This is a genomic window from Parageobacillus toebii NBRC 107807 (assembly GCF_003688615.2).
In the GTDB taxonomy this organism is placed as follows: domain Bacteria; phylum Bacillota; class Bacilli; order Bacillales; family Anoxybacillaceae; genus Parageobacillus_B; species Parageobacillus_B toebii.
Map to the genome: position 1 here is coordinate 2,245,315 of NZ_CP049703.1, position 17,264 is coordinate 2,262,578.

Below are 17,264 nucleotides of genomic sequence, written 5' to 3' on the forward strand. Positions count from 1 at the left end.
GGCCCCTGTTATGTTTCATCCCGATCCATCCTCATTCTAGTTAATCATCCGAAATAATGTGCAAACGTTCGGAAATTATCTGCAAAACCTGGAATAATTCGCAAAGATTTTGCACATTATTTCCGAATCCGTCCGAAATAATTTGAAAAAGGGATTCTGAAATAATGTGCTAATTTACAGTTTCACGATTAAAATTCATCATATAAATAGTAAGCAATACTTCTTCATTGATTTTGTGGTAGTGATTGACTAAGGCAAGCTCGCTAAATTTTGGACACTCTCTACCATAGGGATTGTAATACGAACGTTCTGAGATGTGTGAATTATTAAATACTATAACATTGAATAACTTCATTTGTCTGAGCTACAAAGCAACTTTCTTCAGGATAAACAAGGATAGAACGATGGTAATTATTTTTGTTAAACGAATGACTTTTTAGAACGGTTCCATCTTCGGTTATAGCGGCAACTATTGTTTCCAAATTATTAGATACTACCCATAGATAAATGTTCTTGTTAGGAATCCATGTCACACTCGATTCAAATGCTTTTGGAAGAGGACTGTATCTCCAAATAACTTCTCCTTTATAGTTGTAACCTTTTACTTCTCCTTTTGTAACAATCACTAGGCTATTAGTTCCTACAGTCACCGATTGAATATTTTCCTGCTCTTTGATTTCAAGGACTTTCTCTATGTTCTTATTATAAAACGATACTAGTCTTGTTCCAATTCGTAATACTATGTTGTTTTCTGATGTTTCGTAAGCCTCGTAAATAGCGGCTGAAAGTTTTAATTCTTTTTTATTAACTAGACTCTCAAGTTCATATTTTTTCTTGTCTGTTCTTTTTAATTTGAAGTTAGGAAGTTCAACGTTATTTAATCCTGCGCTGAACACGTTTTGTTCTTCACCTTCAGCATCTGGTTTATTTATTTTTAGTTTCCACTTTCCTTTTCTGTCACGCTCAAATATACCAGTAGCAGATTTCTCTCCTCTTTCAAAAGCAAAGTGAACAATACCACGGTCTTCGGAAATAAAATCTAAATAAAATCCATGTGCATCCACTTTGAATTTATCGAGCTGTTGACCATCTTTCGAAAAAGTAACAATATATCCCGGTAGATAGGTAATTTCCTCTCCTGAAGGTATACTTGTAAACAAGACCTCTCCATCTGGGGATAAAAATAGTGACCACATTGTTGAATATATGTGGTTTTTCCAAATGATATTTCCGTCAAAATCAAAACATACCAAGTTATGACTCAAACGGTCTTTTTCTCTTACTTTATCTGGTGCATTTCTTAACTCATCAAACGATTTTCGCGGTCCTTCCTCAATCGCATAGACTCTTTGATTTTTTATATCAATAACACGACTGCCGAACCAACCTTTATTACTTTTTATCTCCCATTTTTTCGAAAACTCCTTAGTCGCAGTAATCTCAGGAGCCACATCGCTTTTGATATCAGTTTTGTCTACATCCGTAAATGTTTTCGCTTCAAAATGATACCACTGATGGTTTTCTGGTGCTAACCAAAAATAACCTTGGCTATTAACCCCGCCATCAAAAAACACGTTTCGACCAGATAAGGTGAATAGTTCCATTCCAGGATGACCTTCTGAACCTGTTATGAGATTTCCAGTGTCTTTGTGTAGTTCATATAATCGATTATCTTCACATACAACAAGATATTTTTCTTGATTAGGAATTAATTGAATAGTGGAGGCTTGTTTTGGCAGTTTCGCTCCGTAAATAAATTTCCCATCTCTGTTTAACCAGAAGGTTTCGCCAGATTGGAAAGAGATAACTAATTTATCATCTATCCAAGAGATATATCTACCCTCATTTTTAAATGTGTTAATCCATTTAAGTTTTCCGCTACTATCCCAAGCAGACACTCGCCCTTTCTCTTCTAAAATGAACAACATATCTGTTTTTGGGTCATGCGCAAAGCCAGAGAATGGTGAATTAAAAGTCATTCTCTCTAATCCCATTGAAAATTGAGCTGCTAGTTGTTTAGCAAACATGCTAATTGCTTCTTCTTCTGTTTTTGGTGGGACAGATAATTCGCGTTGAAGTTCTTCTTGTTTTTGTTGTAATTCTTTTTCTTTCAGCTCAGAAATAGCAATTCTGGCTTTTAAATTCCCATTGATATCTAAGCGGTACAATCTATCCATACTTGAGACGAAGATATCCGTTGAATCTGTTGAAACCTCAAGTAAGTAAGGCATAAAACTAAGTTCACCGAACATCGTAGCGATTTTTTCTTTAAAAGAAATACCCCATTTTAAATCCCCGTTAAAGTCAAAGCAATAAAGTTCACCAGGACCATCGTATGTTTCACGGGTTCCTGCTAACCAAAAATTATCACCTATTACAAATCTAAAGGGTTGCCATTGAAACTCATATACAACAGCTTGTTTATTGCTGTAATGTACAAAAGCTACTTTTTCTTTATTGTGTAGTAGGACCCCCATATGATTCGCTGCAACCGGATTCATTTTTTCTAACGCTGTTTCTTTTAAGGTGATTTGTTGTACTTGTTCTTTGGTGATAATTTCAATTGTTCCGGCAGCTTCGACAACAAGTAAATCTTGATTATGATAAAGATGCCGGAATTTTCTACGAGACCTTGTTTCAAAACCTATCAATTTAGCATTTGTCTTGGATACAGAAAAAAATGAATTCCACGTAGGTTGGCTACTCATTTGTAATTGAACGGTTGATAGTCGTCGAAATTTATTCTTCTTAACAAAGTTAAAATATTCAGATTGTTTTATTGTTGTTGAATGACGCTCTGAGTTTATCATTGGAGCAGAATTAGGTTCCTTGACAAATGAATTAGAAAATAACTTCTTTATAGAGTCGAATATTCCCATGTCTTTACCCCCCCTGAACCAAAAAACAACTTTCACTTAAAGAGTTTACTATAATTAACCTATTCCCTCAAAAATTGAGACAAACGAAGGGGGGAAATATTCAGTCGCCTTGCAGTTTGAGCGACCGCTTTCCCTTCATCGATCACCAATTTTACTGCGTGTATTTTGAATTCTTTATCAAAACGTCTAGTTATATAGACACTCCCCATGATTGGTAGGTTTACTATACATTTCTCTATTCGTTGTGTCTATAATTTAGATTAACATCAGTTAATTCAAAAGAAACCAAACCTCGAGATTGTCAAACTTAAAAGATCTCCAGTTCAACCAATTAATGAATTAGAGATCTAATTCAACCTAAGTACAAGGAGACAGGTTATCTAATGTTACGGTGAACCGTTACATAAGTAAGTGAGGTTGTTAACTTGTTAACGACAATAACCAATGTTAAGGATAAACAATAAAAATATTGTTATTTATCAGAATATTTATAATTAATTTGATATTTCGTTTTTAGGAGGAATATAAATGTAACGTGGCCAATTAGTATGTTAGTTGTACAAAAAAAGTTGATTATATTATATATAAATCTATAAATAATAATGATATACTATTAATTAAATAATGATATACTTATAATCAAATAGTGATATACTATAGATATGATTGTGCAGAAAAGGTGTGTGGCGAGGACCTGGATAGCTTTGACTTAAGCAGGTGCGCCTGCATCTTTTCTGCAAAATATTGGGGGTAAGGATGAGAAAAATGAGTAACAGACAAACTAGAACAGACGTTATCTTAATTGGTGCAGGAATCATGAGTGCGACTTTAGGGACATTGTTGAAAGAATTAGCACCGGAATGGGAAATTAAAGTGTTTGAGAAGCTCGGCAAACCAGGAGAAGAAAGCTCTAACGAATGGAATAATGCGGGAACGGGGCATGCTGCACTATGCGAGCTTAACTACACACCTGAGAAACCGGATGGATCTATTGATATTAGCAAAGCTATAAGAATTAATGAACAGTTCCAAGTTTCCAAACAGTTTTGGGCTTACCTTGTAAAAAACAATCTGTTACAAAATCCGCAAGAGTTCATCAGACCGTTGCCCCACATAAGTTTAGTCCAAGGGGAAAATAATGTGAGATTTTTAAAGAAACGTTTTGAAGCGCTATCAAACAATCCATTATTCCAGGGAATGGAATTTTCTGATGATCCGGAAAAACTGAAAGAATGGATGCCGCTTATAATGGAAGGCCGTACATCGAATGAACCGATCGCGGCAACCAAAATCGACTCAGGTACGGATGTTAACTTTGGCGCTTTAACGCGCATGTTGTTTGACCACTTAAAGAGAAAAGGTGTCGAAATAAACTACAAGCATAGTGTTAAGGATATTAAACGTACCAGCGATGGCCTGTGGGAATTGGAAGTAAAGGATCTCAATAGCGGTTCTGTTGAAATCCATAAGGCTAAATTCGTATTTATTGGAGCCGGTGGGGGAAGTCTGCATTTGCTTCAAAAATCTGGTATTCCAGAAGGCAAACATATTGGTGGATTCCCTGTAAGCGGATTATTTATGGTATGTAATAATCCAAAAGTTGTGGAGAAACATCATGCAAAAGTTTACGGTAAAGCTAAAATCGGTGCTCCTCCAATGTCTGTTCCGCACCTTGATACACGGTATATCGACAACAAAAAAATGTTGCTCTTTGGACCGTTTGCAGGTTTCTCGCCTAAATTCTTAAAAAATGGTTCAAATATGGATTTGTTTGCTTCCGTAAAACTGCACAATCTCGGAACTTTGTTGGCGTCAGCTTTTAAAAACTTTTCTTTGGAAAAATACTTGATCCAGCAGCTTATGTTAACGAAAGAAAAGCGCATGGAAGAGTTGCGCGAGTTTGTCCCGACGGCTAAATCAGAGGATTGGGATATAGTCGTCGCGGGCCAACGTGTGCAAATTATCAAAGATACTGAAGCTGGCGGTAAAGGAACGATTCAATTTGGCACGGAAGTTGTTAGTGCCGCAGACGGCTCGATCGCTGCATTGCTCGGCGCTTCTCCTGGTGCTTCTACTGCCGTACACGTAATGCTTGAGGTGATTAAAAAATGCTTCCCACAACATATGAAAGAGTGGGAACCGAAAATAAAAGAAATGATTCCTTCTTATGGCGTGTCACTAGCGAAAAACCCAGATCTTTTCCAAAAACTTCATGATTCAACAGCAGAGACGCTCGGTCTAAACGAAAAAGAACCGGTCTCTGGTGTAAGCGAAAAAGAACTGGTTTATAGTTAATTCTTTGGATGCAGAAACAAAGGTATTGAATGAAAAAGTTTAAGCAACACTTTTCATCAATGGACAATTATTTCTATGATAAAGAGATGGAAAAGTCAATGATTATAAAACAGAGGTAATATATAAAAAATACAGAATAATAGAATATGATTGAAAATAAAACATAGAACCTTTGATCCATCTTTGGATTAAAGGTTCTTTTTTTCGAATTCGCAGTTAGAGAAGCTGCGGTGAACCGTATCACAAAAAAAGAAGTGCTTCTGGGCGTATTCGATGGTCTTCCGGGGCTAGAGGAAGCCTTTAAGGCCGTTTATCCGAAAGCCGATGTGCAGCGTGCGTTGTATCCTTCACAAAGTCCGTAACACTTTAAATCGTGTTCGGAAGTTTGAAGAACGTTATGTTAGCCAAATGTTGCAAATAAACAAATAAGGGGATTCTCCCTTTACACACAGGAGACGGAACATTCAGTTTTATTAGTGGAGGAAACCGATCCCCTACCCATTTCCGAGATTCCCTATCTATCTTACATTACACAAAATTCTTGACGGTACCAAGTTATTTGATGATTTTTCAAAATATCTAGGTCATAAGACGGCTCCTTAAGGAACGGCACTGATACTTTAAGTATTTGGTTTAATCCTAAGTTTGAAAGAGTGAAGCCTACGAGAGTAACGGCGAATACTACTGATTTATAACTTGCTTTTGGAATGAGATTTGGAAAATATTGGCCGCAGGCTGCTGTTAATCCCACCACTGTTATGAAACAAGCTAACGTAAAAATGAACCCAAGCAAAGCTGTGCCGCTTTGTCCCAATAAAAGCGTTGAAGCAGAGGACAGGATATCCGCGCCGTTTTCAAACGACCCGTTTGCAGCCATTTTTCCTCCAATCAATCCAAGACTGACGTATACTAGTGCGAGTAATACCCCTGCAATCATACCGGCTTTCAAAGTATATTCTGTTAATTTCTTACTGTCTTGCACTCCTCTTTGTTGAATGGAGGTGAGAATGACAATTCCAAAGGCCAATGCGGCTAAGGCATCCATTGTGTTATATCCTTCAATGAACCCTTTAAAAAATGCTCCGGTTTGATAGGCTTCTGATGGCGATTGAAGGTGCATCCAGCTTAACAAACCCAACTGCACACAAGATAACCATCGATAAAAGCAAGATCGGAGTGATCCAACGTCCCATGTATTTTTCCATTTTGGAAGGGTTTAAGCTTATCACATAGATAAGGGAAAAGAAGATAACCGTATATAAAAATAAGGACGAAGATGAGTTCTTCCACGATTCGCTAAGGAAAGGTGTAACGCTCATTTCATACGCAACAGTTGCATTTCTCGGAATGGCCAGAAATGGTCCGATACATAGATAAATAATAACCATAAAGGCTATGCTGAATACCGGATGAACACGATCCCCGATGGTTTGAACACCGCCCTTTACGAGGGAAACAGCAAACAGCACTATAAATGGCAAGCCAACGCCGGTAATAATAAATCCTGGCATGGCCAGCCAGTAGGAAGTACCGGATTCAGCACCTAAGAATGGCGGGAAGATCAGGTTTCCTGCGCCGAAAAACATCGAAAACAACATCAATCCAATCGATAAGGTGTCTGATTTTTTCAAAGTAATCTCCTTTATTGTTTAGAATATATAAAAACCCGTCCCTACATATAGGGACGGGTCAGCTTATCGACTTTGTCGACAAGCTGAAGGCTGTCTGGACAGCTTTATTTTTATGCCTCTTTTCTCCATTCTTCGTACGGCTCGTCCCAGCAATCCGTATTGTGAATTCCGATGTTACGAGCGTAAAAGACAGGGTTTTTCCCGCTCTTTCTTTGCTCCATGTAATCGGCTAATGCCGCAAATGCTACTTTTCCAAGCATGAAGATGGCGATTAAGTTGATGATGGCCATTAACGCCATGAATAAATCAGCCAAATTCCAAACGAGTTCAAGGCTGGCAAGCGATCCCCAGATAACCATGACGACAACAGCGAGGCGATAAACGAATAGCGCCGTTTTGCTAGATTGAATAAACTCAATGTTTGTTTCGCCATAATAGTAGTTTCCAATAACGGAACTAAACGCGAATAAAAAGACACAGATAGCGACGAATTCTTCGGCCCAGCCGCCGATATGCGCGCTTAACGCCGCTTGCGTTAAGGCGATTCCATCAAGTCCTTCTTTCGTATACTCACCAGATAATAAAATCATAAATGCCGTCGCGCTGCAGACGAGCAATGTATCCGTAAACACACCTAACGTTTGAATGAGGCCTTGTTTGACGGGATGCGACACCTCAGCGGTTGCCGCCGCGTTCGGTGCACTACCCATACCTGCTTCATTGGAGAATAAACCGCGTTTAATTCCCATCATCACCGCTGCACCTAACGTGCCGCCGACAGCTGGTCCAATGCCAAACGCGTCTTTTATGATTAACGAAAACATGGATGGGACGTCTGTAATATTTGTAAGCAATACGTAAATCGCTACTAATAAATATAGTCCAGCCATCACAGGAACGATAATCGATGTAGCGACAGCGACCCGCTTAACTCCACCGAAAATAATGATTGCTGTTAATACTGTAATCATAATTCCAACAATAGTACGGTCTACATCGAATGCGTTTTCAAACGCAAACGTAATCGTATTTGCTTGAACGGAGTTAAAAACAAGACCAAAACTGAACGTAATGAGTACCGCAAAAATAATTCCCATCCAACGTTTGTTCAACCCTCGTTCCATGTAATATGCTGGGCCGCCGCGATAATTGCTTCCGTCTTTTACTTTATAAATTTGCGCAAGCGTGCTTTCGACAAAACTGGATGCTCCGCCAATCAAAGCGATTAACCACATCCAAAAAACCGCGCCGGGACCACCGAGAGAAATAGCGAGAGCTACTCCTGCTAAGTTACCCGTTCCTACGCGTGAAGCTGTACTGATGAAAAACGCTTGTAAAGAGGAGATGCTTCCTTTTTGGTTAGGGGATTCCGCGATCACGCGAAACATTTCACGAAAATAGCGAAATTGGACAAATTTTGTGCGAAACGTAAAATAAAGACCCATGAAGATCAGTAATGCGATTAAGACGTAAGACCACAACCAGTCGTTCAGCAGTGAAATGATCTTCTGTAGTAGCTCCATTCTGTCACCTCACATGATAGTTTACTTTTACTTTAACATATTAACATAAATTTTAATATTTTGTATCATCAATGTTGCATAAACCAGCTTCCAAAAAGCCCCTTACCAACGGCACACCGGCTGGCTGGAGGAAGCCATCATCAGGATGTATCAAAGTGGCATGAGCACACGGGAAATTGGCAAGTTTATTGAACGAATTTTAGGCAATGCCTATTCTCCTGCAACGATCAGCCGTATTACCGATGTAGTGAAAGAAGACATCGAGAAATGGCACACTCGTCCACTGCACAAGCGTTATTCTGTCTTATATTTGGATGGTTTATACGTAAAACTTCGTCGCGAAACCGTGGAGAAAGAAGCCATTTATGTGGTGTTAGGGGTGAATGAAGAAGGATATCGCGAAATTCTTGAATTTTATGAAGCTCGATTCGCCTACCAGTGCGATTTTGTCGGCATTAATCTTTAATGTCATTATTATTCCTTTATTGATTCCTTTAGCGATGAAAGGAATTACGTATAAGCCGATGCCAGCTGTGAAGCTATTGCGCCGAAACTTATTGATATATGGTTTAGGCGGAGTGATCGCTCCATTTATCGGCATTAAGCTTATTGATCTTTTTACCGGGGTATTTGTTTAAGAGGAGAGGAGGAAAGAGGTTATGAAATCCATTCGTTTAGCTATCGTCATGATCCTGTTATTCGGTTTAGGTTATCCTGCCTTGATGACCGGAATTGCACAAGCGCTCTTCCCTCATCAGGCGAATGGAAGCATTGTTTATAGCGATGAAAACAAAGCTGTAGGCTCGAAGTTAATCGGTCAATCATTTCAAGATCCAAGGTATTTTCATGGGCGCATCTCTTCCATTAATTATGATTCGGCTGCCTTAGGTTTACCTAACTATGCCCCTTCTAACGAAGAAATGATTCAGCGAACAGAGCAGGCAGCTGAAGAATGGTTAAAGAAAAATACAGGAAAAACAAAAGAAGAGATTCCGTTAGATTTAATCACGAATTCCGGCTCAAGATTAGATCCTCATATCAGCCCGGATGCGGCTTTTTTTCAAGTTCCAGCTGTAGCGAAAGCAACCGGTTTATCTGAAGAACAACTAAAGAAACTAGTAAACAAGCATACCGAAGGAAGAATGCTCGGTATTTTTGGAGAGCTGCGGGTGAATGTATTGAAATTAAACATGGAACTGCAAAAGTTGATGGAATAAAAATCTTGATATATGCGCAAAGAAATGAGTCCAGAAGAAATTTTGAAGAAAAAGGCCGCCCCAAAATCTCTGATTGGGACGGCCTTTTTAGTTTTGGATAAAAATTCCATACATTATAGGACACACATGTCCTTAAAGCTAGTTATTTAATAATTTCTCCAAATGTTTAACCGTAGGTGTTAAATTGGCAAGGAAGTAAGATTCTCTTAATCTGCGGGATGGGTCGCTTTGTTGCAAGTAGCCGGCTCCTCCATGATGTAACATTGAACCATGGACCGCTTTTAAAGTGAGATAAGTAACGTTTAAACGGATTCTTAATAAATCTTCGCAATGTTGCGTCAAATCAGAAGACTGAACAAGACGGTATATTTCTTCACGGATGGATGTTAGTTCGTTTTCTAATTCCTCTGGTTGAATGCTTAAATATCGATTGCATCCGTTTTGTTTATTTTGTATTTTTTTCATCGACTGGATAGAAGCGTCTGTAACTCCCAATCCTAGCGGGATTTGATAAATAAGAAATGAAGGACGTATTTTTGGCACAAAGTCATCCGCTTGCTCAGAAATAATCCATTGATCCGGAATGAACACTTCATTGAATGTGCATGCATACGTTGCGCTTCCATTCAGTCCTAAATAGTCTAGCTTCTCCTTTAACACCAATCCTTGCACATGGCATGGGACAAACGCCATGATCCGCTGTTTTTCATTAACGGATGCGATAATACCAAACCAATGATTTTGCCCTAAGTTGGAGACAGACGGCAAATGGCCGTTAATGATATATCCTTTCGGAGTTCGTTCTGCTTTCAAATGGAGAGATTCAAGCCCATCGTAATATTTCATTGGATTAGACAGTCCGGTTCCCCCAAGCACCTCTCCGCTTTCAAGCAGCGGTAAAACTTCATTTTTGAGGTAAGAGTTTTCACATGTTCGCAAGTATGTCAGCGCCGCTAAGTGGCACCAAAGGGTAAAAGCTGTTGTCATGCATATTTTTGCCGTTTCCTCGACTAATTGCATTTCACGGGAAAGAACCTCTTTTTTTGAAAGCCCCGCTGACAATAGGAAACCGTATTTCCCGATATTTTCTAAAAATTCACGGGGATAATAGGCTTTTGTATCAATTTTTCTTACTAAAGGCTTTAATTGGTTGTAAAGCAAATCGTTGAATGCCTTTTTTGCTTCTGATTCCATAATGGCCATTTACCGCCACCTCCTATCTGATTATGTATTTTCTTTGTGAATAAGGGACATCGAATTATGACAATTTATGTAACTAGTAATTTAATGATAGTCAAACCCCAGCGGGAATGTGAAAATTCCAGCTGAGGTTAGGGGAATGTTATTTGTTTGGCAAAATTTCTGTAACCGTATCAATCGGTGCTTTCACAGCTTCACGGGCTCTTTTGACAGCGGATTCATCCGGTGCATTATAAAAGCAAAGGCATTTTGTCATATCTTCGCATACATACGTTCTAGAGAAAGTGACTTCCGGTACTTCTGCATAGTGTACGGAATTCTTTTTCTTTCTTTCTAAATAATCTTCCATGGTGAGATTTTCAGGAAGGTTCCATTCGACTACGTAGTTTACGGTATCCGCTTCTTTTTTGACTTCTTCGATATCTTTTCCAACTAAACGGACCGGTTTAATAAGAGTAACAGGAATGCCTAACAGTCTTAAGCGATCATTAATAATATTTCGTTCTTCGCTTTCAAAAATGAAAAATGCTCTTGAAAAATCTTTGGAAACTTGGACTTCAATGAGATTTGCATTGTTTTTTCTTACTTCTTCCTTAATCTCGGAAACTTTCTTTTCAAATCCTTCTTTGTCCTTTACTGCCCCATTTAAAATCGATTCCACTAAGTAAAGCGCCATTTTTATTGCCTCCTTTTATTATTATAACCTTAAATTCTTATAAAATTAATATGATTTTATGGTAATTTTATTATAGTTAGTTCAAAAAATCAACCTTAAAAATAAATTATTCTGAATTTATTACTTTGTCACATAAATTTGGTAAGTATACCTCCATATCACATGTTTTGGGCCATGAACATGCACTATACCAGAAGAAATTGAAAATTCGGCGTCTGATGAAATAAGAAGTTTTTTGACGTTCAGAGGCAAGTGTGGAACATGCTCCTTTGATAAAAAATAGTGGTAAACGAAATTTCTATTCTGCGAAAGGTAAGTTATAATTGAACCGAAACGAGAACAGGAGGTTTTTTTATGAAAGATAGATATGATTTGCCTTGCAATATCGCCCAATCCTTGAACATCATCGGTGATCGCTGGACATTGTTGATTGTTCATGAAATTTTAATGGGGCGTCAGACATTTAATGAAATAAGAAAATCGTTAAAAGGGATATCCTCCAATCTTTTATCGGATCGTTTGAAATATTTAGAAGAAACCGGTTTGATCACTTCTGCTTTATATTCTGAACACCCGCCAAGATACAAATACATGTTAACGAAAAGCGGAAAGGATTTGGAAATGGTGTTTAACGCCCTAATCCTTTGGGGCAGAAAGCATTTAAAAAAATGTTATAAAAAATTGGTGCATGAATCTTGCGGGCATGAGGTGGAAATTTCCTACTATTGTCCGCAATGTAAAACAAATGTAGAGAATTTGGCCGTTGTCGAAGTCGATTCTGAAAATATTCCCGAAAAGCGGTGATAATGGCTAGTAAAAAAGACAGAGAGCATCATACTTTCTGTCTTTTTTACTAGTTTATTTATTCGATAACATTCCCCATTGCTTTTCTACCCATCTTTCGAATAATTGGATTGCCTTGTCAAGAATAAGCCCCAAGATGCCGATGAAGATGATTCCGGCTAAAACAAGATCCAAACGTAAAGAATTTCTCGCATCGACGATTAAATAACCCAATCCGGATTGGGCGCCGACCATTTCACCGGCAACGAGGAAAATCCAAGCGGTGCCGAGTGCGATGTGAAGCCCGTTGGCGATAAATGGAAAAGCGGCAGGAAAAATGATTTTCGTCATTAGATGGGGCTGCTTGATCTCAAAGTTATCCGCCACCTTTAAATATATACGGTCCACTTTCCTTACAGCGGAAACGGTGGAAAGCAATACTGGGAAAAACGCTGCGATAAATATAATCACAATCGCAGGGATGTCTCCAATTCCAAACCACAAAACAATAAAGGGTGACCAGGCAATCGGTGAGATAGGTCTTAGGACTTGAACAATCGGATCAATAATATTCCATAATTTTACTAGACGGCCTAACATGAGTCCCAATATAGCAGCAGTAACCACCGCTGAGAGATAACCAATGAAAAACCGGATGAGGCTCACTTTTAGATGTACAAATAGAGTGCCGTTGGTAATCAGAGCCCCAATTCCTTCCCCTACTTTTAAAGGAGAAGGGAAGAGGGCCTCTTCATAATTTCCAATTACAATCACGGTTTGCCATACAGCAATTAATATCGAAAATCCTATGATGACGTTGGTGAATTTCTTTATCATGTTCATACGATCACTTCACTTTATCTATTAATGAATTATCGACAAATTCTTCATAGGACGGAGGATTCTTGGACAATCCCGTTTCGACCATGTACTGACTTAGTTCTTCGTATGCGTTTTTATCTATTCTTAAATCTTTAAATGAAATCCATTTTAAGGATAAATTGAGCACATCTTTATTTACCTTCATGTATTTGGAGGAAGCTTCATAGGTATACTCATCTTTTAATTCTGCTTTTTTTCCGGCTTTGACATATTCACTAACAAACTCTTGAGCGACTTTTCTTTCGTTGCGGATAAAGTCATTTCTTAAAACCAGCGCGCAGCACACAGAATGTTTCCAAAGGTCTTCAGATTGGAATAACACCTTACCCTTATTCATTGCTACAGACAGAGCCCCAAAAGGTTCTGCCACTGCATATCCGGATATTCTGCCTTCTGAAAGGGCTGCCGGCATTTCGGCAGGAGGCAGTTCAACGATATTCACATCTTTATATTGAAAACCTTCCTGCTTTAACATTTGATAGAGCAATAGATTATGTGTAGAAAACTTATGAGGAATCGCAAAGTTTTTCCCTTTTAAATCTTTTACGCTGTGAATATTATGGGACGTCACAACCACATTTCCATCTCTGTGTCCTAACGCCACTGCTTTTAAATCAACGCCTTGTTCTTTTGCTTTCATCGCCAATTCCACAAGCACGCTCGCTCCATCAATCCGACCTGTATTCAGTGCATCCATTAGTTCAGGCCATGAGCCGAATTTAATGAGTTCGAGATTAAAATTCCGGGACTGGCCTTTTTCTAGTTCTTTTTCTATATATAGGGGTAGGGCGTGGGTAATCGGCAAGTATCCTATTTTAATGGTCCGCTTTCCGTTTGTGTTGGAATGAGCACTATTGGAATTACAAGCGGTTAGGCTAAAAGCTACTGTCATGATGAATAAAGAAATCATAAGTTTCCTTAATTTTTTCTTCATGGAAATATACCTCCTTTATTATTGCGCTGCATGACTATACTATCTAAAGATTTGGGCAATTTTGCGTGTATAAGGGTTTGTATACATCCTTGGTTAAGTTAGTTAAATATTATAATCAATGGGAGGGGTCGGACGATGAAAATGAAATTCTTCAAGAATAATCTTTCGATAATATTGGAAGTCGCTGTGACTTCGATCTCTAGGCCTTGGGGTGTCAATTTTTAATTCTCTATGGATTCGGCCAGGATTTGCGCTCATGATCAACACCCGATCTGATAAATATACTGCTTCGTCAATATCATGGGTCACAAGAATGATGGTTGTCTTTTCTTTATCTTGAAGACGCAAGAGTTCGTCTTGTAAATAATAACGGTTAAAAGTGTCCAGTGCGGCAAACGGTTCGTCCATTAATATTACCTCTGGTTGAATCGCAAGCGCCCGGGCAATCGCGACTCGTTGTTGCATCCCGCCTGACAATTCATGGGGAAAGCGTTCAGCATAGTCATGTAAACCAACTAGCTTTAGATAATCGAAAGCCCGGCTTCGTCGTTGTTCGGAGGTTAAGTTCATCCCTTCGAGACCTAACTCGACATTTTTCAGGACGGAACGCCAAGGCAGGAGGCCATAATGTTGGAATAACATTACACATCGCCGGCTAGGTCTTTCCACTACATTTCCATCCAACAGGACATGACCTTGGTCTGGTTTTTCGAAACCGCCGATAATATTTAAAAGTGTACTTTTTCCGCAGCCGCTCTGGCCAAGGATGGAGATGATTTCCCCTTTTTCTATGCGAAAGGAGATTTGTTGGAGCACTGGTTCTAATTTTCCTTGATTAGGAAAGCTTTTGCTCAAATTCTCCACTTGAATGATTGCTGAATTTTTCAATCGCCTAACCTACCTTTCATTGTTTTATAGAAACGGACAGACATTTTAGGCAGTGAATAAACGCGGCATTTATGTTTTTTAAAATAATTAATTCCTATATGTTTAATATGATTAATATTTGCTAGTAATTTTATGATACTTTGTTCAAAAAATCAACCTATAATTTTAAGATAATTCTAAAACGTTTGTTTGGAAATCCAGATAGAACACATTTAGTATTTCAAGGGCATTCTTATTCGTTATTGCTTAACTCTAATCAACTAAAATTTGCTAGAAGGATTTTGGTATATATGGTAATATTTTTACACTGATATGCGATGTTGGTTGTTCGATTTTGATACAAAAATCAAGGAGGCAAACGGTGATGCGGTTAACAGAGGAAGAAGTGCAATCTCTTTTACAAGAGATGGAAGGTTGGAAGTTGGTGGAGGAGCGATGGATTGCGAAAAAGTATCGCTTTCAAGACTATTTGCAAGGAATCGAATTTGTGCGGCAAATTGCGGCCATTTCGGAAGAAGCAAACCATCATCCGTTCATTTCCATTGATTATAAGTTAATCACGGTAAAGATTTCGTCTTGGCGAGCGAAAGGACTCACGAAGCTCGATTTCGAACTGGCGAAAAAATATGATGAGGTTTACGACAAAATGAAATGATCAACGCAGAGTAAGAGGGGAAAGCAATGCTTTTGAAATGGATTCGATGTGAAGTGGAGGAAGAGAAGAAAGCTTTGTTTTCCGCCGCGCAAGAAAAATGGCGCGATTTGAAAGGATGCCCTGGTTTTCTCGGGCAAATTGGCGGCTGGAATATTGCAAAGCCGCAAGAAGCGTGTATATTGGCGTTTTGGGAAAATCTTGATTTTTATCAATCCTTTATTGAGTGATAAACATGACGAAATTTTTGAACAAAGCAGGCAAAAAGGAACGTATTACAAAACTAGTTCAATAGAAGAATTTGTTGAAAAACTTATTTCCTATGAAAAGCTAATGCCAATCGAGATACTCCATTCATCGCAGGATTTTGTATTGACTGGAATCCTAGCTTTTCTTTTCGTGTTCGTCCTGCTGGCTTGGAGGAAACAAAACACAAATAATCGGCAAGAAAATACAGAAAATTCATTGACTTTTATGGGCAAAGAAAATATCCTAATTATAAAGTTTGAAAAGCAGAGGAGAGATGAGTGATGAGTTTAGTTCAGCAAAGAAGAGGTTATTTCGGAGAATTTGGCGGAAGCTTCGTGCCGCCAGCATTGCAGGAAGCGCTTGATTATTTGGAGGAGCAATTTCTCAAGTACAAAGACGATCCAGCGTTTAACGATGAATTTAAGTTTTATTTAAAGGAGTATGTCGGCCGTGAAAATCCGCTTACATTTGCGGTTCGGCTCACTGAACGTTTAGGCGGGGCGAAAATCTATCTAAAGCGCGAAGATTTGAACCATACAGGTTCGCATAAAATTAATAACGTCATCGGACAGATTTTGCTTGCAAAACGAATGGGGGCGAAACGCATAATTGCCGAAACCGGGGCGGGACAACATGGTGTCGCCACCGCGACGGCTTGCGCGATGTTTGGCATTGATTGCACCATTTATATGGGCGAGGAAGATACAAGACGCCAGGCATTAAACGTGTTTCGCATGGAGCTTTTAGGCGCAAAAGTCGTTTCGGTATCAAAAGGACAGAGAAGATTAAAGGATGCCGTCGATGAAGCGTTGAATGACTTTGTTCAAAACTATAAGGATACGTTCTATTTGCTTGGTTCAGCGGTTGGACCTCATCCGTATCCAAGTATCGTTAAACATTTTCAGTCTGTTATAAGCGAAGAAAGCAAACGGCAAATTTTGGAAAAAGAAGGACGTTTGCCTGATGTCGTCATCGCTTGCGTTGGCGGTGGAAGCAACGCGATTGGCGCGTTTGCTCATTATATCGATGAACCAAGCGTGCGCCTGATTGGCGTCGAGCCGGAAAAAGCGGCGACACTTACCAAAGGTGTCCCGGCCGTGCTTCATGGGTTTAAATGCTTAGTATTGTTGGATGAAGAAGGAAATCCTCAGCCGACTTATTCGATTGCCGCCGGTCTTGACTATCCGGGAATTGGTCCTGAGCATAGCCATCTGAAAGTATCCGGACGTGCCGAATATTATACGGTGACAAATGAGGAAGTTCTTGAAGCATTCCAGCTTTTGTCGAAAACGGAAGGGATTATTCCAGCGCTTGAGAGCGCCCACGCGGTTGCTTATGCAATAAAATTGGCACCAACATTGGATAAAGATCAAATTATAATCGTTAATCTTTCAGGGCGTGGCGATAAAGACGTTGAGCAAGTGTTTCATATGTTAAAGTAAGAAATACAAACGC

14 protein-coding genes and 4 pseudogenes are annotated in these 17,264 nt (G+C 39.0%); 9 read left to right on the plus strand and 9 right to left on the minus strand.

Annotated elements, in window-relative coordinates:
* Positions 1–326 precede the first annotated feature (326 nt).
* On the minus strand, positions 327–2,879 hold the full coding sequence (locus tag DER53_RS11520) for a hypothetical protein (protein ID WP_062755346.1): 2,553 nt from the start codon (positions 2,877–2,879) through the stop codon (positions 327–329).
* A 59-nt stretch (positions 2,880–2,938) separates the two neighbouring features.
* A complete protein-coding gene (locus DER53_RS17755; RefSeq protein ID WP_082798184.1) occupies positions 2,939–3,088 on the minus strand; it encodes a transposase in 150 nt (49 codons plus the stop codon).
* Between the two features lie 508 nt (positions 3,089–3,596).
* On the opposite strand from DER53_RS17755, the gene DER53_RS11530 reads away from it, so the two are divergent.
* Both DER53_RS11530 and DER53_RS11535 read left to right on the plus strand, forming a co-directional pair.
* Entirely contained in the window at positions 3,597–5,174 is a 1,578-nt protein-coding gene (locus DER53_RS11530; RefSeq protein ID WP_303745174.1) for a malate:quinone oxidoreductase, read from the plus strand.
* A 248-nt stretch (positions 5,175–5,422) separates the two neighbouring features.
* Positions 5,423–5,594: pseudogene (locus DER53_RS11535) on the plus strand (transposase); the annotation flags it as partial.
* A gap of 181 nt (positions 5,595–5,775) precedes the next feature.
* Here the strand turns inward: DER53_RS11535 and brnQ are convergent.
* Positions 5,776–6,805 (minus strand): annotated as a pseudogene (brnQ, locus tag DER53_RS11540) (branched-chain amino acid transport system II carrier protein); the annotation flags it as partial.
* Positions 6,806–6,915: 110 nt separating this feature from the next.
* Positions 6,916–8,328 carry an alanine/glycine:cation symporter family protein gene (locus DER53_RS11545; protein ID WP_062755344.1) on the minus strand — a complete coding sequence of 471 codons (1,413 nt, stop codon included), beginning with the start codon at positions 8,326–8,328 and terminating at the stop codon, positions 6,916–6,918.
* A gap of 97 nt (positions 8,329–8,425) precedes the next feature.
* Here DER53_RS11545 and DER53_RS11550 point away from each other — a divergent pair.
* The 3 genes and pseudogenes from DER53_RS11550 to kdpC all read left to right on the plus strand — a co-directional run.
* Positions 8,426–8,746 (plus strand): annotated as a pseudogene (locus DER53_RS11550) (transposase); the annotation flags it as partial.
* Positions 8,736–8,966, plus strand: a pseudogene (locus tag DER53_RS11555) (potassium-transporting ATPase subunit B); the annotation flags it as partial. The pseudogenes DER53_RS11550 and DER53_RS11555, both read left to right, overlap by 11 nt.
* A 21-nt stretch (positions 8,967–8,987) precedes the next feature.
* Entirely contained in the window at positions 8,988–9,545 is a 558-nt protein-coding gene (gene kdpC / locus DER53_RS11560) for a potassium-transporting ATPase subunit KdpC (RefSeq protein WP_062755338.1), read from the plus strand.
* Between the two features lie 138 nt (positions 9,546–9,683).
* On the opposite strand, the gene DER53_RS11565 is transcribed toward kdpC, so the two are convergent.
* Both DER53_RS11565 and DER53_RS11570 read right to left on the minus strand, forming a co-directional pair.
* The gene (locus DER53_RS11565) at positions 9,684–10,748 is read right to left on the minus strand and encodes an acyl-CoA dehydrogenase family protein (RefSeq protein ID WP_062755337.1); all 1,065 of its coding nucleotides are present in this window, start codon (positions 10,746–10,748) and stop codon (positions 9,684–9,686) included.
* Between the two features lie 139 nt (positions 10,749–10,887).
* Entirely contained in the window at positions 10,888–11,421 is a 534-nt protein-coding gene (locus tag DER53_RS11570; RefSeq protein ID WP_062755335.1) for a DUF4242 domain-containing protein, read from the minus strand.
* Positions 11,422–11,775: 354 nt separating this feature from the next.
* Between DER53_RS11570 and DER53_RS11575 the strand changes: the two genes are divergently transcribed.
* Positions 11,776–12,225, plus strand: coding sequence for a winged helix-turn-helix transcriptional regulator (locus tag DER53_RS11575; RefSeq protein ID WP_062755333.1), 450 nt, complete (start codon positions 11,776–11,778; stop codon positions 12,223–12,225).
* Between the two features lie 54 nt (positions 12,226–12,279).
* On the opposite strand, the gene DER53_RS11580 is transcribed toward DER53_RS11575, so the two are convergent.
* The 3 genes from DER53_RS11580 to DER53_RS11590 all read right to left on the minus strand — a co-directional run bounded on the left by DER53_RS11580 (position 12,280) and on the right by DER53_RS11590 (position 14,908).
* Positions 12,280–13,047 carry an ABC transporter permease gene (locus tag DER53_RS11580; RefSeq protein ID WP_062755331.1) on the minus strand — a complete coding sequence of 256 codons (768 nt, stop codon included), beginning with the start codon at positions 13,045–13,047 and terminating at the stop codon, positions 12,280–12,282.
* 4 nt (positions 13,048–13,051) lie between these two features.
* Positions 13,052–14,020, minus strand: a complete 969-nt coding sequence (locus DER53_RS11585; RefSeq protein ID WP_062755329.1) for an ABC transporter substrate-binding protein — start codon at positions 14,018–14,020, stop codon at positions 13,052–13,054.
* A 102-nt stretch (positions 14,021–14,122) separates the two neighbouring features.
* Positions 14,123–14,908, minus strand: a complete 786-nt coding sequence (locus tag DER53_RS11590) for an ABC transporter ATP-binding protein (RefSeq protein ID WP_062755328.1) — start codon at positions 14,906–14,908, stop codon at positions 14,123–14,125.
* Between the two features lie 364 nt (positions 14,909–15,272).
* Between DER53_RS11590 and DER53_RS11595 the strand changes: the two genes are divergently transcribed.
* From DER53_RS11595 to trpB, 3 genes are all read left to right on the plus strand, one after another.
* A complete protein-coding gene (locus tag DER53_RS11595; RefSeq protein WP_062755326.1) occupies positions 15,273–15,563 on the plus strand; it encodes a 4a-hydroxytetrahydrobiopterin dehydratase in 291 nt (96 codons plus the stop codon).
* 26 nt (positions 15,564–15,589) lie between these two features.
* Positions 15,590–15,790 carry a DUF4937 domain-containing protein gene (locus tag DER53_RS11600; RefSeq protein WP_223812145.1) on the plus strand — a complete coding sequence of 67 codons (201 nt, stop codon included), beginning with the start codon at positions 15,590–15,592 and terminating at the stop codon, positions 15,788–15,790.
* A gap of 300 nt (positions 15,791–16,090) precedes the next feature.
* Positions 16,091–17,251, plus strand: coding sequence for a tryptophan synthase subunit beta (gene trpB / locus DER53_RS11605; protein WP_062755325.1), 1,161 nt, complete (start codon positions 16,091–16,093; stop codon positions 17,249–17,251).
* Positions 17,252–17,264: the final 13 nt, after the last annotated feature.